The following is an 18,671-nucleotide window of genomic DNA, read 5'->3' on the forward strand; positions in this document are numbered from 1 at the left end:
CCTCAAGCGACGTCGCTGACCTGCAGCGTTTCCTGATCACGGTCGCCGATCCCCGCGATGCGCGAGGACTGCGGTATCCGGCCCTCGCCTTGCTGTGCGCAGCCGTCTCGGCGGTGCTGACCGGGGCACGCTCACTCATCGCGATCAGCGAGTGGATCACGGATGCCCCGCAGCAGGTACTGGGCGTCCTCGGCTTCGCGGCCGACCCGCTCACCGGTCTGCGGCCGGTGCCGCACGCCGCAACCGTCCGCCCTCTGCTGCAGCGTGTGGACGGTGACGCGCTGGACGCAGGATCAGCGCGTATCTGCAGGCCAGAACGCCGTCCCCGGCCGATCCGGCGGCGGAGAAAGGGCCGGTGCGACGGGTGATCGCCGTCGACGGCAAGGTGGTCCGCGGATCGCGGACCTCAACGGCCGCGGCCATCCATCTGCTGGCAGCGATGGATCACCACGGCGTGGTCCTGGCCCAGCGGCAGGTCGCTTCCAAGAGCAACGAGATCCCTTCCTTCACACCCCTGCTGGACGGTCTTGAGCTGGAGAACACGGTGGTGACCGCCGACGCCCTGCACACCCAGCACAACCACGGGGCCTATCTGGCCGGCCGCGGCGCGCACTACGTGGCCGTCGTGAAGAAGAACCATCCGGGCCTGTATGCCCAGGTCAGGAAGCTGCCCTGGCAGGACATCCCGCTCGGGCACCGCACTCGCGACCACGCCCATCACCGCGACGAGATCCGCCGGCTCAAGGTCGCCGCGTTCAGCCACCTCGACTACCCAGGCGCCCGCCAGGCGATCCAAGTCGTACGGTGGCGACGCGACTTGAGCACCGGGAAGCTGACCATCGAGCGCCTCTACCTGATCACCAGCCTGAGCGTCTTCGACGCCACCTGCACCGAACTCGCCACCTCGATCAGAGGCCACTGGGGCATCGAGAACCTCCTGCACCACGTCCGGGACCGCACGTTCCGCGAGGACGACTCCAAAGTCCGCACCGGCACCCTGCCCCGCACCATGGCCTCACTGCGCAACCTCGCCGTCAGCGTCTTCCGCCAGGACGGCCAGACCAACATAGCCGCCGCCCTCCGCCACACCGGCCGCGACTACCACCGGCCCCTACGAGCCCTCGGCCTCATGTGACGAACCCGGACAGATCCCGATCATGCAATGACCCTGGCTGTACGCCCAGGGCCATTACACGGGCTGCTCAACTCCGGCACCCGACAAATGCCGGGTCCAGGTCGATCTTCAGCAATACGAGTACGGCGGGTACTGGCGCGCGGTGAAGCACAAGGACAGCGGGTGAGCGAACTGCAGCGGGCGCTGCACCACTCCGCCGCTCACGTGCGTGCATGATGGAGAGAAGGAGACGTACAACACTCAGGTGACCCTTCAGGGCGAGTACCACGGACGCTTCAGCGAACCCGGAATCTCAGACACGGGCAACACCGTGATCGACTGCTGAAGTCCGTTCACCCGTGACGGCCTGCCGGATTGATTCGGTAGGCCGTTTTCGGCTTCGGTCGCACAGACGAAAGTGAGACAGCAGCATGCATGTTCATTTTGAAGCAGTAGACCCAGAGAGAATGATCAGGTTCTGGGGCGGCATCCCGGGTTGGGGTGGGTACAGCGTCGGCGAAGCGGAATCTCCGGCTGTGCTACCGGTCGTCACCGTCCTTGTCGGAACGATCGCCGAACAGGTTCAGACGCTGATCGCCAAGGGCGCCTCTCTCGTGGAACCTCACGATTGCATGCACGCCCTCATGACTGATCCGGAAGGCAACAGGTTTATGGTGGTGCTCGACCCCGATCACGAAGCCCCGGCTGCCGGTTGTTCTCACCGCCTGGGTCGATGAAGCGGCGTTTGCCGAGGCCGAGCCGGGTCAGGTGTCGGCTGACAGTTCGCCGGTTGATCACAAAACCGATACTCACAAGTTCGTCGGTGATCCGTTGCGCGGACCACTTGTGCTCGCGGCGCCAGGACTCGAACTGCTCGATGACCCATGCTGGAGTCGCGTTCGGACTCCGGTGCGTGGGACGTGTCTGGCACCGCTTCACGAGCCGCCTACGGCCCTCGACGCTCAGGGCGCATTCGCGTGGGGCACTCGTCGTCCTCTCGAAGTCAGACGACGGCAGGCGCGATACCTGTCGTGCGCGCCTGCCGCATTGCGGCCTTTCAGTCCAGCGGTGCGACGCGGATACGGTTCCCGTCAGGATCGGCTGCGAGGAAGGTCAGCCCGAACCCAGCATCATGAGGCTCGCGCAGGATCGTGACCCCCTTGGAATTCCACTGCTCAAAGGTCGCGTTGAGCTCGTCGGGTCCACCGTCGATGGCCAGGCAGACCTCACTGGTGCGCGGGACGTCCGGTGACAGATCCTCGAACTGGCCAGACCACACAGCGAGGTCAGCGCCTGGCCCGAGGTCGAAGGTGATGTATCCCGAAGTCTCGGACGAGGGGCTCATGCCGAGGATGTCGCCGTAGAAACGAGCTGCGGCGGGAGCGTCGTTCACGTAGACGATGGACACGACGGATGCGGTCATGGTTGTTCCTTCTCACAGGTCGTAGGTACGCATCCACCAGACCGACCGTGATATGCGCCGCATCGTGTCGCAATTCCTCAAAAAATTGGTGTGCGACCCCAGACCGCTTCTTCACCCTGATGCTGCTCCTCAAATGGGTCTGCTGCACGATCGGGTGACATCTGAACTGGCTTGCTCTGTGGGGCGGGTGGGAAGGATGTCGCTTTGCCCAAGCCTTATCTGCAAGAGTTCCGCCAGGATGTCGTATGGGTCGCGAGGAACCGCGGCCCGGGCGTGACGGTCGAGCAGGTGGCCGCCGACTTCGGAGTGCACTCGATGACGCTGTGGAAATGGATGCGTCGCGCGGACATCGACGACGGGACAAAGCCCGGAACGACCAGCCAGGACAACGCGGAACTACGGGAAGCGCGTCGGCGGATCAAGCTGCAGGAGCAGGAGAACGAGGTCCTGCGCCGGGCCGCAGCCTATCTGTCGCAGGCGCATCTGCCGGAAAAGGATCTACCCGCTCGTGAAAGAGCTGGCCACGGGAGGAATTCCCGTCACGGTAACGTGCAGGGTCCTCAAGCTTGCCCGCCAGCCCTCCTACCGCTGGCTCGAACGGCCGGTGACCGATGCCGAGTTCGAGCAGGCCACACGCGCGAACGCGTTGTTCGACGCTCACCGCGAAGATCCGGAGTTCGGCTACCGATTCCTGGCCGACGAAGCCCGCAGCGCGGGATCCGGCATGGCCGACCGGACCGCGTGGCGGATCTGCCGGGACAACAACCGGTGGAGCGTGTTCGGCAAGAAGCGCGGCAGCATCAAGAAGGCCAGCCCGCCGGTGCACGATGACCTCGTCCGCCGTGACTTCACCGCGACCGGGCCGAACCGGCTGTGGCTTACCGATATCACCGAACACGCCACCGGCGAAGGCAAGTTGTATCTCTGCGCGATCAAGGACGTCTTCAGCAAGAGGATCGTCGGCTATTCGATCGACACGCGGATGAAGTGCCGCCTGGCCGTCACAGCCCTGGACAACGCTGTTGCCTGGCGTGGACACGTCGACGGGTGCATTCTGCACAGCGACCGAGGATCGCAGTTCCGGTCACGGAAGTTCGTTCGGGCGCTCGATCGGCACCGGATCGTCGGCTCGATAGGGCGGGTCGGAGCGGCAGGCGACAACGCGGCCATGGAGTCCTTCTTCAGCCTGCTGCAGAAGAATGTCCTCGACCGTCGGGCGTGGGCCACCCGCGAGGAACTGCGGATCGCGATCGTGGCCTGGATCGAGAGGACCTACCACCGGCGCCGCAGACAAGCCTCGCTCGGCCGGCTGACCCCCGTCGTCGATGACCCACACCTCGGGCCCGACCACCTGAACCAGTCGCTCGGCGATCCGCCGCCGCACCGGCGTCCATTGCCACGGCGACTGGTTGACGAACTGCTGCAGTGCCTGCATGTTCCCGTCCGGCAGCCGCTGGGCCATCGGCTGGATCGACTTGCGCCGGCCGTCCAGCATCAGCCCCCGCAGATAGCACTCGCCCTTGGCCCGCTGATCCTTGCGCGGCACCGAGGCGAACACATCAGCCACGAGCAGCCCCAACGCGGCCCGTAATCGGTTCATTTCATGCGTGTCCACACACCCAACATGCTCGTGATCAGCGCAAACGCATACACCTAACGAAGCACTACTAGGCAGTTTCGTTCTGATCATCGGATCGTTGGTTCGGGTGTGCCGCTGACTGACGCGCAGTGGGCGCGGATCAAGCCGTTACCCCCGGACCGGACACCGAAGCGGGGTGGCCGGTGGCGTGACCACCGAGAGGTGATCGACGCTCGTTTCTGGGACTCGCGCTGTGTCGGGGGTTCAGCGCGCGGAGGCCGGCGCCCGGGTGCGGAGTTCCCCGATGCCCCCCAGTTGGCGCTGTCGAATCGTCAGGGTCGGACCGGGAGGTTGGCCTCCCATCCGTCGAGAAGTCGTTCGAGTCCCAGTTCGAAACCGCGCTCGGCGCTGTCGGCCGCGTGGGGAAGTTCGGCATCACGAATGACGCGGGCGAGGAGTGGATGGCGCCCGGCTTTGACGACTTTGTCGAGGTAGGGCGCGTGGGCGTCCATCCATTCCTGATTGCCGACTCCGGAGCGTCGGACGGCTTCCTGTTGGGCGAGTTCGCCGATGGCGTAGCCGCGGACGAAGGCTTGCAGCGTATCGACGACGGTGATCATGACGTCGATGTCGAAGCCAAGGGGATCGAGGGCGGCGAGTGCGCGTTCGGTGGCATCGAGGGAGTTCGGTCCAAGTGATGGGCGCCCTGCCGCAAGGGAGGTCATCCAGGGATGCCGGTGGATGGTCGCCCGGGAGCGATAGGCCAGTGTCCGCAAGTCGCCGCGCCAGTCGCCGGTGGCGGCAGGCGGGCCGCCGTCTTCGGCCGCTACGGCGTCGACCATGAGATCGAGCAGGTCGTCTTTGGATGCCAGGTAGCGGTAGAGCGAGGCTGTGCCCGTTCCCAGTTCCTTCGCGACGCGCCGCATGGACAGTGCGTCGATGCCCTCGGCGTCGGCGATCGCGATGGCGGCGGCGGTGATCTCTGCCCGGGTGCGTGAGGGTGCGGGGCCTTTCGCGGCCCGCTCTGGCCGGTTCCAGACCACCGTGTGAGCGTCGTTCATCGGGTTTCCCTCCTCGCTACTGCGCTCACTGTTCGCAGTAGTGCTATCGTGGCGCCATTACTGCGAACACTGTACCCGAGTAGAGCATGTCCAGCCGAATGGGAAACCACCATGAAGACTCACGTCACCATCATCGGCGCCGGGCTCGGCGGCCTGACCCTCGCCAGGGTCCTGCACCTGCACGGCATCCCCGCGACCATCTACGAAGCCGAGACATCGGCGGACACCCGCACGCAGGGCGGCCAGCTCGACATCCACGAGTACAACGGGCAGCTCGCCCTCGAAGCGGCCGGCCTCACCGACGAGTTCCGCGCGGCCATCCACGAAGGCGGCGAGGCGGTGCGCGTGCTCGACCAGCACGGCGCGGTCCTGCTTGACCAGCCCGACGACGGCACGGGCGGGCGCCCCGAGGTGCTCCGCGGAGACCTGCGTCGGATCCTGATCAACTCGCTGCCCAGCGAGATGATCCAGTGGGGACACAAGGTCACCGGTGTCCGCCCCCTCGGAGACGGAAGGCACGAGCTGACGTTCGCCGACGGGCCGACCGTGACGACCAGCCTCCTCGTGGGCGCGGACGGCGCCTGGTCGAGGGTCCGGCCGCTGCTCTCCGACGCGAAGCCCGAGTACGTCGGCACGTCGTTCATCGAGACCTACCTGTACGACGCCGACCAACGCCACCCTGCAGCGGCCAAGGCCAGCGGCGACGGTTCCCTGTTTGCCGTCACGGCCGGCAAGGGGATCCTTGGCCATCGAGAGGCCCACGCCGTTCTTCACACCTACGTCGCGCTCAACAAGCCGCAGGACTGGATCGCCGCCACCCTCGCCAGTCCCGAAACGGCGGCGGCCCGGCTCGCGGCCGAATTCACCGGATGGGCGCCTGAACTCACCGCACTCATCACTGACGGGGAAACCGTCCTCGCCCCGCGCCCGATCAGCGCCCTGCCGATCGGCCACCGCTGGGACCGCGTTCCCGGAGTGACGCTGCTGGGCGACGCCGCCCACCTCATGTCACCGTTCGCCGGGGAGGGCGCCAACCTCGCCATGTTCGACGGCGCCGAACTCGGCAAAGCCATCGCCGCACACCCCGACGACATCGAAGCCGCCCTTGCGGAGTACGAGCAGGCCCTTTTCCCCCGCAGTGCCCGGTTCGCCGCCGAGTCGGACAAGAACCACCAGCTCATCTTCGGTGACAACGCCCCCGCCGGCTTGCTCAACCTGCTCACCGACCAGGAGCCGACCGAATGAGCAGGGCCCACAGATCCGCGATCGTGAGCCGCAGGCGTCGGTCTGGCCGCCCCCACGGCCAGCATCCGCACGGACAAGCCGCTGCTGACGTTGAAGCAGATCGCCGCCGCGTTCGGCGACATGCCGAGCGACCGCGCCGACTTTAGGGCGTGCGTACCGCTCCATGAGCGGACGGGGGCGTGGCGGGAGCGGGCCAGCAGCATGGGGGTGGAGGCAGCCAGGAGACCGTCAAGACGTTCGTGTCCTGCATTCTCGGCAGACTCGGGCTTCGCAACCCTGTTCGGGTTGGTCGTGTACGCCTGCCGCCGGGGGCTGGTGATCTGATGCGGTTCCGCGCAGCGGCCGGCCGTGCGGCATTGAGGTGGTCGCGTGGACGTATGGGTGAAGCGGCCGGACGGCGCCGACTACGACGCTCCGCACATGGCCAGCGCGGTTCGCGCCAGCCCGCGCAGCCAGGTGTGGGCGTGGTCGGTGTCGTAGCGCTGATGCCACGACAGGTATATCGGTGCCGGCGGCAGTTCGAGCGGGAGGGGGAGCACGACCAGGCCGAGGTCGGCGACCGCTGACCGTGTGGTGGCTTCGGGGACGCTGATCAGGAGATCGGAGCCGCGCGCGAACTCCAGCGCGGCCGCTTCCGTGGGCGCGGTCGCCACCACGCGGCGGGTGAGGCCGAGCCGCGTGAGGGCGTCGTCGAGGGCATTGCCGAGGTTTCCACGTCGAGAGACGGTGACGTGCTCAGCGGCGGCGTACCGCTTTGCGGTGACGGTGCTGACGCGGGTGAGGGGGTGCCCCTGCCTCACGACGATGACGAGGCGGGTCTCGCCCACGTTCTCGGCTCGGATGTCCGGTGCGCTCGGGCGGTTGGCGTTCGCCTCCAGGTCGACCTCACCGCGCCGCAGCTCGGGGGTGTCGATGCTCGATTCCGCGACGAAGCGCAGTCGCACGCCCGGTGCCTGTCCGCGCACGGCCGCGAGCAGTGCGGGGCCGCTCAAGGCAACCAGGGAATCGTGCCAGCGCAGTGTGAACGTGCGCTCCAGCGTTGCCAGATCGAGTTCACGGCTCGGTGCCAGCACCCCTTGGACCTGGTGCAGCAGCTCGTGCACCTGCTCCCGGACTGCGATCGCGTACGGCGTCGGGGTCATCGTGCGGCCGGTCCGTACCAGGATCTGATCTCCGGTCGTGCGCCGGATTCGGCCCAGGCTCCGGCTCATCGCGGGGGCGGTGACGTGCAGGCGTGCGGCCGCCCCGGCCACGCTGCCCTCCTCCAGCAGCGCATCGAGCGCGACCAGCAAGTTCAAATCCAATTGCATGTGAGTAATCCTAGCCGTGCCTGACATGCATTTGATGTTAATCAAGGGGCTCTATACCTTCGAGACCAGAGCGCAAGACGGAACGCCCAGCTCGGCCAGACCGGCCTCATCACCCCCTCCTCACACAGGAGTACCACCATGTCCGAAACGCATCAGACCACCGATGTCGCCGCCTCCGACGCCGACCTGCTCGCCCAGACCGCGATCGCCGTGCGCGCGGCCGGTTCGGCGCTGCACGAGCGCTTCGGCGAGGTGGCCCGCTACCAGAGCCGCCAAGAGCTGATGAGCGCGCTCGCCGCCAACGACGACGCGGCGCTCGACATCCTGCGCCCCCGCCTCACGCGCCTGCGTCCGGACGCCGGCTGGGTGGAGGACGAGCTGGACGGCGGGGCGCTGCCGCCCGGCGAATGGTGGGTCGTGGACCCGGCCGAGGGCAACGTCAACCACCTGCACGCCCTGCCGGAGTGGGCGGTGACCGCCACTCTCGTGCGTGAGAACCAGCCGGTGCTCACCGCGGTTCACCTGCCGTTGACCGGCGAGACCTACACCGCGCTCACCGGCGAGGGCGCCTACCTCGACGACCGGCCGCTGCACGTCTCCCCCACTGCGGACCTCGGCCTGAGCATCGTGGCCTCCAGCCAGGCCCGGCCGGACGAGGACGAGAAGGTCGTGCGGCGCGTCGGTTCCTCGATCACCGCGATGCTCTTCGACGCGCTCGTCGTCCGTACTTCCGTGCCCGCGACCCTGCACCTGCTGAACGTGGCCGCCGGCCGGATCGACGCCTTCTGGCAGTTCGCCGGCGCCCGCGCGGACCTGCTGCCCGGGGCGCTGCTCGTCACCGAGGCCGGCGGACGGATCTCCGACGCCCAGGGCCGCCCCTGGACCCCCAAGAGCGAGAGCTTCCTGGCTGCCGCGCCCGGCGTCCACGCCGAGGCCATATCCACGCTCTCGCGCTGACCGGGCACCACAACCTGCACGTACGGAAGGACCAGATCATCATGACCACGATCGCAGTTCTCGGAAACGGCCGCGTCGGCGGCAACCTGGCCACAGCCCTCACCCGGGCCGGGCATGAGGTGACCGTGGCGGACCGCGCGCCAGGCGCCACCGCCGCCGCTGCCCGGACAGCCCAGATCGTCATCAACGCCACCCCGGGCGCCAGCTCGCTGGACCGGCTCGTCGCCCTGCGCGAGGAACTGCGCGACAAGATCCTCGTCGACGTCTCCAACGCCACCGTCGACGGACCGGACGGACTGCCCGCCGACCTGATCTACCGCGGCTCAAGCCTCGCCGAGCAACTCCAAGAAGCGCTCCCCGACACGCGCGTCGTCAAGACGCTCAACACGATGCTCTACGCGGTGATGACCGCGCCCGCCGCGCTTACCCAGCCGCCGACCGCCTTCCTCTCCGGCCAGGACCCGCAGGCCAAGCAGGTCGCCCGCGGACTGCTCGAGGACCTCGGCTGGCACCAGGAGTGGATCACGGACCTGGGTGGGATCGAGACCGCGCGGGCTGCTGAGGCCGCGATCCTGTTCGTGCCGCACGTGATCCGATCCAGCGGATTCGCGCCCTTCGCAATCTCGATCGCTCGCTGACAGCCGGACCCGCCTCTTCATGACACATGACCGTAAGACGTGGCGAGTTGGTGGGTCCGGCCAACCACGTCACACGGCCCTCTTCTCGTCCTCGCAGGCCGGGTCAGACGCTCGGATGGGAGGCCGCCCAGCCGTGTTCGAGCAGCGCGAAGGCCTCGTCGGCGGCTCGGCGCGGGTCGGCATGTCGCAGGATGAGGCTGCGGGCCTCGAGGGAAAAACGGGCCAGGGCGGCGCAGCTGACGTCGTCCTCGGGGGCGCCGACGGCCTCGGCGATGGCCCTCGTCAGGGCCGCTTCGTGGCGGGTCCACATGCGCTGGGCGTAGTCGCGCAGCGCGGGAGTTTCCTGTACCAGGCGTGTGAAGTCGGCGAAGCGCGGGTCCGTGGTGTGGACGGCGAATTGGGTCTGTTTCAGCAGGAGGTGCTCCCGCAGCGCCTGCGGGATCGACTGGTCCGGGGGGCGCTCGCACACGGCGGCGACGAGTGCTGCTTCCAGGTCGTCGTCTTGGTCGAAGACCAGGGCTTCCTTGCCGGAGAAGTGTTTGAAGAGGGTGGTCACCGAGACGTCGGCGTAGTCGGCGACGTCCTTGACGCCGACCTGGTCGTACCCGCGTTCGAGGAAGAGCTCAAGTGCGGCGTCGGCCAGGGACTGGCGGGTCTGGGCCTTCTTGCGCTCGCGGCGCCCGGTTGGTTCGGTCACTCGCACACCGTATCTCGACGTGCATCCGCTATCAAAGTGTAGTGATTGCACTTATTAAGCGAGTGTGCTTTCTTGGTGCTGCCTGGCCTCCCGGCGGCTCATCCACCTCCCGAGGGAAGCTCCCATGAACTCTGCCCGTGATCCCCGTATCGCGATTGTCGGCGCCGGCCTCGGCGGCCTCACCTGCGCCCGAGTCCTGCAGCAACTCGGCCGCTCTGTCACCGTCTTCGAACGCGAGGCCTCCGCCCACGCCCGCCCGCAGGGCGGCACCCTCGACATGCATCCCGACACCGGCCAGGCCGCCTTGAGTGCGGCGGGGCTCCTCGACCGATTCCACGCCCTCGCCCGCCCAGAAGGAGATGAGTGGCGCGTGCTCGACTTCGCCACCGCCGCCCTCCTGGCGCAGCAGGGGCCGTCCGCCGACGGCGGAAGGCCGGAGATCGACCGAGGCCAGCTGCGCGGTCTGCTCCTGGACTCGCTCGCTGACGGCACGGTGAGGTGGGACCGCGCCGTCAGCGGGGTCACCCCGCTGACGGACGGCACCTGCCGGCTGCTCTTCGGTGACGGCACCGCCGAGGCCTTCGATCTGGTGGTCGGTGCCGACGGCGCCTGGTCACGCGTCCGCCCGGCCCTGTCGCACGCCGCACCCGGCTACACCGGCGTCACCTTCGTCGAGACCGGATTCGACCACTGCGACTCCCGCCATCGCGACCTCGCGCGGCTGGTCGGCAACGGATCGATGCTGGCTAAGGGCGCCGACAGGTCCTTGGTCGCTCAGCGCAACAGCAACGGCCACATCCGCGCCTACATCGCGTTCCGCGCGCCGCAGGACTGGCACGTGGCCGCCGGTGTCGACCTCGGCGACCAGCGGGCCGTGCGGACGCACCTGCTGAGGATGTTCGACGGCTGGGACGACAGCCTGCGCTACATCCTGCGGAACAGCGACAACGGGTTCGTCAATCGGTCCCTGTTCGTCCTGCCCGCCCCGCACACCTGGGACCACATTCCCGGCGTCACGCTGCTCGGCGATGCCGCGCACCTGATGCCCCCGGTTGGGCTGGGCGCCAATCTCTCCATGCTCGACGGCTCCGACCTCGCCCACGCCCTCGTCACCGAATCCACCGTCGACGACGCCGTCCGCGCCTACGAGAGCATCATGCTGCCACGCTCGATCGTGGCCACGACGGGCAGCGCGCAGGGACTCGACCACCTCGTTCCCGCGACGGCCTCCTGAGCCGACTCCACCGCCCCCGGTCCCCCGGCCGCGCCCGCGTCGAACGTCGCCGCGCACTGGAAGGAGGCGCTGAACCACTTCTCGCTGTTCTTCGAGGGTCGGCTCAGCATCCAATGGCCCCACGGCACTTACACAAGGTCACTGACACGCCCAACCGGCACGTCCTGACCTGTCGGCCGTACCGGCCGCAGACGCGCCGGGCGCCCAGGTCCAGGTGGTTCGTCGGCCGGCGCGGCGGCCTCCCCGCCGTGTCGGGGATCGCAGCTTTCTTCACCGTGACTGCGCAGCCCCGTCGGCACTGCCCGCCGGCGGGCAGTGCCGGGGAACGGCGGCAGCCCGAGCCCACCGGCCTGGGGCGACCGGCAGCCAGGTGTGGAACGAACCATTGGATCGAGCTGCCGACGAGGTGCGGGCCGAGAGAGACGAACTTGCCGTCGCCGAGCGGGTCCTGGAGCGGGTGAGCGAACAACTCGCCAACGAGCGCGCCTCAGCCGCGCCGATGCCCGGGCAGGTGGGTGGACGGTCGGTGATGATGATTCCGCACCGCGAGCCGGACCTGGAGGAGACCATGCTCCCGCCGGACTATCAGCGCATCCTCGCCGCTGTGCGGCAGGCTGCCGGACCCGTCATGGCCCGGCATGTCGGCGAGATGCTGGGAGTCGACGTCAACGTGCGGGCCAAGCTGGAACCGCTGCGCGGGAGACTGGTCAGACTCGTTGATCGCGGCTGGCTGCGCAAACTGCCCGACGGCCGGTTCACCACCCGCCTGTGACCGGGGACGCTGTCGCCCGGAGCAGTCCGGCGCGAGCGTAACCGCGGTGCCCCCGGCGGCCGTTGGAATTGCGTGACGAAAACCAAAGGACGCGCTGAGGACACGAGCACGCTTGCCCACCAGTGCCGTCTGCCGCTGTCCCCGCACACCGTCAACCACCTCGCCGGTCTGCTGCACCGCCATCTGAAGGCGATACGGTCCAGGTGGCGGAACCTGCCGCCCGGCCGGATCGCGGTGATCGTCCTGGCCGTGCTGCGCCACGATCAGCGCCTGGCCGACGGCCGGCGGCAACAACGTGTCCGAGTCCACCGTCCGCCGCTGGCGCGACGAGCTGATAGCCCTGCTCGCAGCCCAGGCACCGTGCCTGGACAGCGCCTTGAAGAGGGCCGCTAAGACAGGCGGGGAGGTGGCCCTGATCGACGGCACCCTCATCCCACCCAACGTCGCACCGGCAAGGCCAACCGGTGGAACTACTCCGGCAAACACCACCATCACGGCCTGCACTTCCTCGCCTTGACCGACGAACGCGGCCGCCTGATCCGGATATCCGCCGCCCGGCCCGGCCGCACCCACGACATCACCGCCGCCCGCCACGACCACATCCTGGCCCACCTGCGCGCCGCCGGCCTCGGCGCCCTCGCGGACCTCGGCTTCCGCGGCCTGGACAACGACGTACGCGACCCCGTGATCGTCACCGGCTTCCACGCCAGCCGCACCCACAAGCTCACCCCAGGCCAGAAGGACGCCAACCGATCACGAAGCTCCGCACCGACCCCGCCCGCGACACCCGCCTCCTGCGAGCCTTGCTCGTTCTGACGAACCTCGAAGTCGACCGCTGACAGACGATCTACTCCACAGGCTCCCGCCCACGACCAGCGTGAGCACCCTGAGTACCGGTCGTATCAGCCCTTTGACCTGCGACTTCAAGTTGGCGGACGCTCTTAGTCCCTGCACTTGGCCGCACAGTTCGTGAGCGTGATGGCTGAGGGGCGCCGCCCCCTACCGACGACACCCCTCGGCAGCCTCTCTGTCGCACTCGGCCCGGGCACGTACCGCGAGTGCATCCCTGGCGTGAATCCTGAACGGCGAGGTCCCGAACCACCCATGTATGGCAGGCGATTCCTTTGAAAGCACGCCCAAACCCTCGACAAGCCCGGGGTATCCAGCGGTAACTTCTGCCATGTTCACACCACAAGCGCTTTCCCCCAGGAGACATTCCTCCATGCGCAGACTCCTCGCCTGCCTGGCGGCGGCAGCCGCCGCCCTCGGCGGGCTCACCGCGGCCGCCCCCTCCGCGGCAGCCGCCGACGCGGGCAGCTTCAGCGTCCTCAGCTACAACGTGGCCGGCCTGCCCGCGAGCCTCAACAGCGCCTCGACACCGCGTGACACCAGCACCACGGCGATCGGGCAGCGGATCGCGCCGTACGACATCGTCCATGTCGAGGAGGACTTCAACTACCACTCCTACCTCTACGCCGCCGACACCGCGCACGCCTACCGCACCCCGACCAGCGGCGGCGCGGGCATCGGCAGCGGGCTCAACACCCTGTCGAAGATCCCTTACGACGAGGACGACTTCGAGCGCGTCCACTGGAACTCCTGCCAGGTCGACTCCGGCGACTGCCTGACTCCCAAGGGCTTCACCTTCATGCGCGAGCGCCTCGCCGAGGGCGTCTACGTCGACTTCTACAACCTGCACACCAACGCCGGCACCAACGACGGCGACGAGGCCTCACGCGCCGACAACCTCAGCCAGCTCACCGACTTCATCAAGGCCCACTCCGCCGGAAACGCCGTCGTGGTCATGGGTGACACCAACACCCGCTACACCCGCACCGCCGACACCATCGCCGAGTTCGGCGCGGCCAACGGGCTAACCGACGCGTGGGTGCAGCTCATCCGCGGCGGCACCCCTCCGGCCAAGGGCAGCGACGCGCTGGTGTGCGACCAGTCCGGGGCGACCGTGCCGAACACCTGCGAGGTCGTCGACAAGGTCCTCTACCGCAGCAGCAAACTCGTCAACCTCAGCGCCACCTCCTACAACAACGAGCACGCCAAGTTCCTCACCGACGACGGGAAGATGCTCTCCGACCACGACCCGATCACGGTGGGCTTCTCCTGGTCGCGCAACGCCGCTTACCAGCTCAGCGACCAGTTCGGCGGACCGCACGGCGACTACTACAACGACATCGACGGCGTCCCGGCCGGCGCCCGCGCCACCACCATCGCCCTGCGCTCCGGCTCCCGCGTCGACCAGATGAGCCTCACCCTGGCGAACGGCACCACGCTCGCCCACGGCGGCACCGGCGGCACCGCGTCGTCCCTGACCCTGGGCAGCGGTGAGTACGTGACGACCGCTCAACTCTGCCAGGGCACGTACAGCGACCACACGCGGATCTTCTACGCCAAGTTCACGACGAACCTCGGACGCACCCTGGCCGGCGGCACCACCACCTCCGACTGCGTCACCCGTACCGCCCCCTCCGGCTGGCAGATCGCCGGATTCCACGGACGCAGCGGCGACGAGGTCGACAAGATCGGCTTCATCTACACCCAGCACTGACCTGCCCGCCCCGGGGCGTGCGATCTGGCGCCCCGGGACGTAGGGAAATCTCAAGCGAAGTGGCCGGCTTGCTGCTGCCAACCATGCGGCGGGCGACTTCTCCAGCGTCCGCACCCACGTGCAGGTGGAACACGCCGTCGCCAGCCGCCACGTCATCGGAGGCCATGGGCATCCTCATGGGCAGCCACCGCCTCACCGAAGTAGAGGCGTCGTCGGCTCCCCGGGTTCCCTGCTGAACCGGAGGAGCCTGAGCCTGGCCGGCCCCCCACCGGTCACTCGGCCCGCCGACCGGCCGCGAACTCCCGCAACTTGTCCTCGGAAGCGTTGAACCTGTCGCGGTCGCCCACCATCGCCCCGGACGACGTGTACTGCCACATCAGGTACGACGACCAGCCCGCCGGAAGTTCCCCGACCGACGAGGCGTACCGGGCGACCCACAGAGGGTTGGTGGAGCCGAAGCCCTTGTAGCCGCCCGTGCAGTTGTTCCACCAGTTCGTGGCCGTGTAGATGACGGCGTCGCGACCGGTGCGGGCCTTGTAGCGGTTCAGGAAGTCATGGATCCAGGCGACCATGGCTCCCTTGGACTTTCCGTAACAGGCGTCCCCGTAAGGGTTCCACTCGATGTCGAGGGCGCCGGGCAGCGTCCTGCCGTCGGTGGACCAGCGCCCGCCGTGGTCGACGAAGTAGTCGGCCTGTGCGGTGCCACTGCTGGAATCCGGCGCGGCGAAGTGGTACGCCCCGCGGATCATGCCGACGCCGTAGGCGCCGTCGTACTGCTGGGCGAAGTAGGGGTTCTGGTAGGACGTTCCCTCCGTGGCCTTCGTGTAGGCCCAGCGGACGCCGCTGCCCCACAGGGCGGCCCAGGCGACATCACTCTGGTAGCTGGCGACGTCGACGCCCTCGATCCGACCGACCTCCGTGGTCGAGACAACGGCGTCGGTCGGAGCACCGGTCCCGTCGTGGGCTGTGACGCCCATGCCCATATAGGCACTGCCGCGCACGGGTACGGGTTCGGGTTCGGTCGCCGAGTACGCGGGCGGCACTCCGGACAGGGTGAGGAGGAGGCCGGCCAGGGCGGCGATGACTTGCAGCCGTGGGCGGCAGTGCTGGGAAGGTGTGGGGATCGGCACGCAATCCATCTGACCCCCCGGCGCGCCGCACCGCACGTCATGTACCGCCCAATGAAGCCGTCCCCGCGTGGGAGTACTCCAATGGGCGTGTCGGGCGGCCTTGTTTCAGCGGGTCCTGTACGCGCTGTTTCAGCGGGTCCTGTACGCGCTCGCGGAGCCGAGTGCGCGTCAGTTCGGCGGGGTGCCGTCTGCTCGCGTACCGACCGGGCTCCTTGTGGTCGCGCTTGCGGCGATATCGTCGTTGTCGCTTCCCACGGTTCATGCACTGACCGGATGCTCATGCAGGAGGAGGTGCTGGTGGGTGGAGCCGACGACGAAAGAACGTCCTGCAGGGCTGTTCGTCGGCCTGAGCACGCTGGACGTCATCCAGCTCGTGGACCATGTGCCGGCTTCCGACGAGAAACTGACGGCTCGCGAGCAGGTCGTCGCGGCAGGCGGTCCGGCGGCGAACGCGGCCGCGGCCTTCAGTCACTTGGGTGGCACGGCCAGGCTGCTCACCGCAATCGGCTCCCATCCGCTGGGTCTTGGGGTCACGGCTGACCTCGACCGACTGGGCGTGGCCGTGTCGGACCTGGCAACCGGCTCGATCGAACCGCCAGCCGTGTCTTCCATTCTGGTGACCGCGTCCAGCGGCGAACGCGCCGTGGCCTCGACCAATGCGACGGGCCACCGGCTCGCCCCGCCCGACGATCTCGACATGCTGGTCGCCGCCTGCGACATCGCGGAGTTCGACGGCCACCACATGGAACTGGCCATGGCCGCTGCCCGGCTTGCGCATGGCCTCGGCCGTCCGACCGTCTTCGACGGGGGCAGCTGGAAGGACGGCACACAGAACCTGCTGGCTTTCATCGATGTGGCCGTCTGCTCGGCCGACTTCCGCCCGCCCGGCGCGAGCACACCGGCGGACACGCTGCAGTTTCTGCGGGAGCACGGGGTCGTCTGGTCGGCTGTCAGCCGGGGTGAGCGGCCCATCGTGTGGGCGGGCCCCGACGGCGGTGGCACGGTGGACGTGCCCGCGGTGCGTGTGGCGGACACGCTGGGCGCGGGTGACGTCCTGCACGGAGCCCTCGCCCATCACCTCGCGGGTCAGGGCAAAGCGGTTCGAGGCCAAGCGGTTCGGGGCCACCTGACGTCGGAGGGCTTCGTGCAGGCCCTGCGTGGTGCGGCCGCGGTGGCCTCGCGGGCGTGTGCTTCGTTCGGCACCCGGGCCTGGATGCAAGCAGGGTGACGCCGCACCTCGTCCACAGCACCCGCCGCGTCATCGTCCTCATGGAGCACACGGCCAAGGACGGCACCCGAAGATCATGGAGGGGGACGTACCGCTGAAGGACTGAGCCACACGCGTGCGAGAAGGGCAGGGACCATGAGTCCGTGCCCTCCCGACGTCTCCCGGCCCGTTTCTACGACAGCGGCATGACCTTGCGGTAGGTGAACACCGCGGCTGCCGCGACCACGACATGCATCAGGAGCAGCGCGCCGACGCCGGTCGCCCCGCCGTCACCGAAGAGAAGAAAGTCGGGAACGAAGGAGACCACGACCAGGGTCGGCACCAGCCACCGCACCAGCGCCTCGGGATCCTTCGACGCCTTGCGCACAATGGCCCAGCCGACGGCACCAGCCACCACGCCGACCGCCGTCAGGAATAGGTACGAGGACGCCTTCAGCGGCTTGAAGTCGTCGGGCGCACCGGCGGCCAGGGCGAGCAGAGCGAGCACCGCGTCCGCTGCGGAGGCCACCACGATCGCGGCGAGCACACCTCCCGCCACAACGAGCGGACCACGGCGGACGGCGACTGCATCGGAGGCAACAGACATGGCAACTCCAGGGAGGCAACTGCGGAAAGAGCTCCGCATATGTGTTTGAAGAGTCAAACGCCAGTCTGGCCGAAGCCGCTTGAAGTTTCAAGCAGGCACCCTTTTGTCCATGGCAGCCGCTTCTCCATGTACGGCGAGCAGAACACGTCACACCCTTGCCGAGCGCTGATCGGCCGGCTCACTCAGGGGGTTCTTGATCAGCCTGGCGCCATGCTGCGGCCCGTTCCTGCGCCACGTCGCGCAGGAGGCCGAGGTACACCTCCACCAGCGGTGTCAGCGTGGTGTCGGTCTGGGTGAGTGCGTGCAGGCGGCGGTGCAGGCGGGGTCGTGCGAGTTCCCGGTGGGTGGTTCCCGGGACGTGGGTGAGCGCCAGGCGCGAGACCAGCGCGACGCCGCTGCCCGCGCCGACCAGCGCCTGGGCGACGTCGAAGGACTCCGTCTCGAAGCGCACTTTGGGGGTGAACCCCGCTTCCTTCGCGGCCCGGTCGAACTGTTCCCGGGCGGCGTGGCCGGCGACGATCGTCACCCACGCCTCATTGCGCAGCTGCTCCAGACGGAGCGCGGCGGCGGGCGACGGTCCGGCGGCCAGCGGATGATCGGCGGGAAGGACCAGGACCAGCGGATCCCGCAGCAGAGGATGCGCGGCGACCTGCGGGGGAAACACGAACGAGTCGCTCCACGAGGCGACGACCGCCAGGTCGAGCCGGCTTGCTCCGATCGCCTCCGGCCCCTGCCCGGACACCAGGTCCACGACCGAGACGTCGGCGTCCGGATGGCGGTGGCGCAGTGCGACGAGCGCCGGCGGCACCAGGTGCAGGGCGGCTGCCTGAAACGCGCCGACGCGCAGCCGCAGCGACAGGTGACCCAGCAGTGCGGCCATGTCCGCCGCGGCTTTCTCCGTGGTCTCGTCGACGATCCGGCCGTGGACGGCGAGCAGGGCGCCCGCCTCGGTGAGCCGCGCGCCACGCGGTCCGCGGACGACGAGGGGCACCTGCCACTGGCGTTCCGCTCTGGCGACCTGCTGCGTCACCGCGGCGGGAGTGAGCCGGAGCGCCTCCGCCGCCGCGGTCAGCGAGCCGAACTCCTCGATCAACGCAAGAAGCCGCAGCTGTCCGGGATCCACGAGCATGAAAT

The 18,671-nt window shown here is 68.4% G+C and carries 18 protein-coding genes and 3 pseudogenes; 12 read left to right on the forward strand and 9 right to left on the reverse strand.

The features are described 5' to 3' along the window. Positions 1-89: 89 nt before the first annotated feature. The 3 genes from P2Q00_RS45885 to P2Q00_RS45895 all read left to right on the forward strand — a co-directional run bounded on the left by P2Q00_RS45885 (position 90) and on the right by P2Q00_RS45895 (position 1,851). The gene (locus P2Q00_RS45885; protein WP_275780797.1) at positions 90-368 is read left to right on the forward strand and encodes a transposase family protein; all 279 of its coding nucleotides are present in this window, start codon (positions 90-92) and stop codon (positions 366-368) included. After that, positions 356-1,135 carry an ISAs1 family transposase gene (locus P2Q00_RS45890; RefSeq protein ID WP_275780798.1) on the forward strand — a complete coding sequence of 260 codons (780 nt, stop codon included), beginning with the start codon at positions 356-358 and terminating at the stop codon, positions 1,133-1,135. The genes P2Q00_RS45885 and P2Q00_RS45890 overlap by 13 nt, the downstream gene beginning before the upstream one ends. Positions 1,136-1,545: 410 nt before the next feature. Next, a complete protein-coding gene (locus tag P2Q00_RS45895; protein ID WP_275780800.1) occupies positions 1,546-1,851 on the forward strand; it encodes a VOC family protein in 306 nt (101 codons plus the stop codon). Here P2Q00_RS45895 and P2Q00_RS45900 read toward each other — a convergent pair. After that, a pseudogene (locus P2Q00_RS45900) lies at positions 1,817-2,131 on the reverse strand (hypothetical protein); the annotation flags it as partial. The gene P2Q00_RS45895 and the pseudogene P2Q00_RS45900 sit on opposite strands and share 35 nt — an antisense overlap. A 40-nt stretch (positions 2,132-2,171) precedes the next feature. Then, complete coding sequence (locus P2Q00_RS45905) at positions 2,172-2,537, reverse strand: VOC family protein (protein ID WP_275780801.1); 366 nt, start codon at positions 2,535-2,537, stop codon at positions 2,172-2,174. Between the two features lie 204 nt (positions 2,538-2,741). Between P2Q00_RS45905 and P2Q00_RS45910 the strand changes: the two are divergent. After that, a pseudogene (locus tag P2Q00_RS45910) lies at positions 2,742-3,858 on the forward strand (IS3 family transposase); the annotation flags it as partial. On the opposite strand, the pseudogene P2Q00_RS45915 reads toward P2Q00_RS45910, so the two are convergent. Next, positions 3,820-4,152 (reverse strand): annotated as a pseudogene (locus P2Q00_RS45915) (transposase); the annotation flags it as partial. The pseudogenes P2Q00_RS45910 and P2Q00_RS45915 sit on opposite strands and share 39 nt — an antisense overlap. 296 nt (positions 4,153-4,448) lie before the next feature. Next, on the reverse strand, positions 4,449-5,177 hold the full coding sequence (locus tag P2Q00_RS45925; RefSeq protein ID WP_275780803.1) for a TetR/AcrR family transcriptional regulator: 729 nt from the start codon (positions 5,175-5,177) through the stop codon (positions 4,449-4,451). Positions 5,178-5,288: 111 nt separating this feature from the next. On the opposite strand from P2Q00_RS45925, the gene P2Q00_RS45930 reads away from it, so the two are divergent. Beyond that, the gene (locus tag P2Q00_RS45930; protein WP_275780804.1) at positions 5,289-6,422 is read left to right on the forward strand and encodes an FAD-dependent oxidoreductase; all 1,134 of its coding nucleotides are present in this window, start codon (positions 5,289-5,291) and stop codon (positions 6,420-6,422) included. 404 nt (positions 6,423-6,826) lie between these two features. Here P2Q00_RS45930 and P2Q00_RS45935 read toward each other — a convergent pair whose 3' ends face one another. Then, positions 6,827-7,732, reverse strand: coding sequence for a LysR family transcriptional regulator (locus P2Q00_RS45935; RefSeq protein WP_275780805.1), 906 nt, complete (start codon positions 7,730-7,732; stop codon positions 6,827-6,829). Positions 7,733-7,870: 138 nt separating this feature from the next. Here P2Q00_RS45935 and P2Q00_RS45940 point away from each other — a divergent pair, with 138 nt between their 5' ends. Both P2Q00_RS45940 and P2Q00_RS45945 read left to right on the forward strand, forming a co-directional pair. Further along, positions 7,871-8,689 carry an inositol monophosphatase family protein gene (locus P2Q00_RS45940; protein WP_275780807.1) on the forward strand — a complete coding sequence of 273 codons (819 nt, stop codon included), beginning with the start codon at positions 7,871-7,873 and terminating at the stop codon, positions 8,687-8,689. A 41-nt stretch (positions 8,690-8,730) separates the two neighbouring features. Continuing rightward, positions 8,731-9,327, forward strand: a complete 597-nt coding sequence (locus P2Q00_RS45945; protein WP_275780808.1) for an NADPH-dependent F420 reductase — start codon at positions 8,731-8,733, stop codon at positions 9,325-9,327. A gap of 103 nt (positions 9,328-9,430) precedes the next feature. On the opposite strand, the gene P2Q00_RS45950 is transcribed toward P2Q00_RS45945, so the two are convergent. Next, positions 9,431-10,024, reverse strand: a complete 594-nt coding sequence (locus P2Q00_RS45950) for a TetR/AcrR family transcriptional regulator (RefSeq protein ID WP_275780809.1) — start codon at positions 10,022-10,024, stop codon at positions 9,431-9,433. Positions 10,025-10,148: 124 nt separating this feature from the next. Here P2Q00_RS45950 and P2Q00_RS45955 point away from each other — a divergent pair, with 124 nt between their 5' ends. From P2Q00_RS45955 to P2Q00_RS45970, 4 genes are all read left to right on the forward strand, one after another. After that, complete coding sequence (locus P2Q00_RS45955) at positions 10,149-11,258, forward strand: FAD-dependent oxidoreductase (RefSeq protein WP_275780811.1); 1,110 nt, start codon at positions 10,149-10,151, stop codon at positions 11,256-11,258. Between the two features lie 385 nt (positions 11,259-11,643). Beyond that, positions 11,644-12,030 (forward strand): hypothetical protein, encoded by a 387-nt coding sequence (locus P2Q00_RS45960; RefSeq protein WP_275780812.1) that lies wholly within the window; start codon positions 11,644-11,646, stop codon positions 12,028-12,030. A gap of 498 nt (positions 12,031-12,528) precedes the next feature. After that, positions 12,529-12,846 carry a transposase family protein gene (locus P2Q00_RS45965; protein ID WP_275780890.1) on the forward strand — a complete coding sequence of 106 codons (318 nt, stop codon included), beginning with the start codon at positions 12,529-12,531 and terminating at the stop codon, positions 12,844-12,846. 406 nt (positions 12,847-13,252) lie between these two features. Further along, a complete protein-coding gene (locus P2Q00_RS45970; protein WP_275780813.1) occupies positions 13,253-14,593 on the forward strand; it encodes a jacalin-like lectin in 1,341 nt (446 codons plus the stop codon). Positions 14,594-14,865: 272 nt separating this feature from the next. On the opposite strand, the gene P2Q00_RS45975 is transcribed toward P2Q00_RS45970, so the two are convergent. Further along, on the reverse strand, positions 14,866-15,732 hold the full coding sequence (locus P2Q00_RS45975) for a lysozyme (protein ID WP_425579499.1): 867 nt from the start codon (positions 15,730-15,732) through the stop codon (positions 14,866-14,868). Positions 15,733-16,024: 292 nt separating this feature from the next. On the opposite strand from P2Q00_RS45975, the gene P2Q00_RS45980 reads away from it, so the two are divergent. After that, a complete protein-coding gene (locus P2Q00_RS45980) occupies positions 16,025-16,951 on the forward strand; it encodes a PfkB family carbohydrate kinase (RefSeq protein WP_275780815.1) in 927 nt (308 codons plus the stop codon). 172 nt (positions 16,952-17,123) lie between these two features. Here the strand turns inward: P2Q00_RS45980 and P2Q00_RS45985 are convergent, their stop codons facing one another. Together P2Q00_RS45985 and P2Q00_RS45990 are read right to left on the reverse strand one after the other, a co-directional pair. Continuing rightward, positions 17,124-17,537, reverse strand: a complete 414-nt coding sequence (locus P2Q00_RS45985) for a DUF6069 family protein (RefSeq protein WP_275780816.1) — start codon at positions 17,535-17,537, stop codon at positions 17,124-17,126. A gap of 178 nt (positions 17,538-17,715) precedes the next feature. Continuing rightward, positions 17,716-18,666, reverse strand: coding sequence for a LysR family transcriptional regulator (locus P2Q00_RS45990; RefSeq protein ID WP_275780818.1), 951 nt, complete (start codon positions 18,664-18,666; stop codon positions 17,716-17,718). Positions 18,667-18,671 lie beyond the last annotated feature (5 nt).

This window comes from Streptomyces coacervatus (assembly GCF_029223485.1).
In the GTDB taxonomy this organism is placed as follows: Bacteria; Actinomycetota; Actinomycetes; order Streptomycetales; family Streptomycetaceae; genus Streptomyces; species Streptomyces coacervatus.

Bases quoted from the DNA above. Each gene is read 5' to 3' on its own strand.
- P2Q00_RS45895 (WP_275780800.1), top strand. From the start codon at position 1,546: ATGCATGTTCATTTTGAAGCAGTAGACCCAGAGAGAATGATCAGGTTC.
- P2Q00_RS45905 (WP_275780801.1), bottom strand. From the start codon at position 2,537: ATGACCGCATCCGTCGTGTCCATCGTCTACGTGAACGACGCTCCCGCC.
- P2Q00_RS45925 (WP_275780803.1), bottom strand. From the start codon at position 5,177: ATGAACGACGCTCACACGGTGGTCTGGAACCGGCCAGAGCGGGCCGCG.
- P2Q00_RS45930 (WP_275780804.1), top strand. From the start codon at position 5,289: ATGAAGACTCACGTCACCATCATCGGCGCCGGGCTCGGCGGCCTGACC.
- P2Q00_RS45935 (WP_275780805.1), bottom strand. From the start codon at position 7,732: ATGCAATTGGATTTGAACTTGCTGGTCGCGCTCGATGCGCTGCTGGAG.
- P2Q00_RS45940 (WP_275780807.1), top strand. From the start codon at position 7,871: ATGTCCGAAACGCATCAGACCACCGATGTCGCCGCCTCCGACGCCGAC.
- P2Q00_RS45945 (WP_275780808.1), top strand. From the start codon at position 8,731: ATGACCACGATCGCAGTTCTCGGAAACGGCCGCGTCGGCGGCAACCTG.
- P2Q00_RS45955 (WP_275780811.1), top strand. From the start codon at position 10,149: ATGAACTCTGCCCGTGATCCCCGTATCGCGATTGTCGGCGCCGGCCTC.
- P2Q00_RS45970 (WP_275780813.1), top strand. From the start codon at position 13,253: ATGCGCAGACTCCTCGCCTGCCTGGCGGCGGCAGCCGCCGCCCTCGGC.
- P2Q00_RS45975 (WP_425579499.1), bottom strand. From the start codon at position 15,732: ATGGATTGCGTGCCGATCCCCACACCTTCCCAGCACTGCCGCCCACGG.
- P2Q00_RS45985 (WP_275780816.1), bottom strand. From the start codon at position 17,537: ATGTCTGTTGCCTCCGATGCAGTCGCCGTCCGCCGTGGTCCGCTCGTT.
- P2Q00_RS45990 (WP_275780818.1), bottom strand. From the start codon at position 18,666: ATGCTCGTGGATCCCGGACAGCTGCGGCTTCTTGCGTTGATCGAGGAG.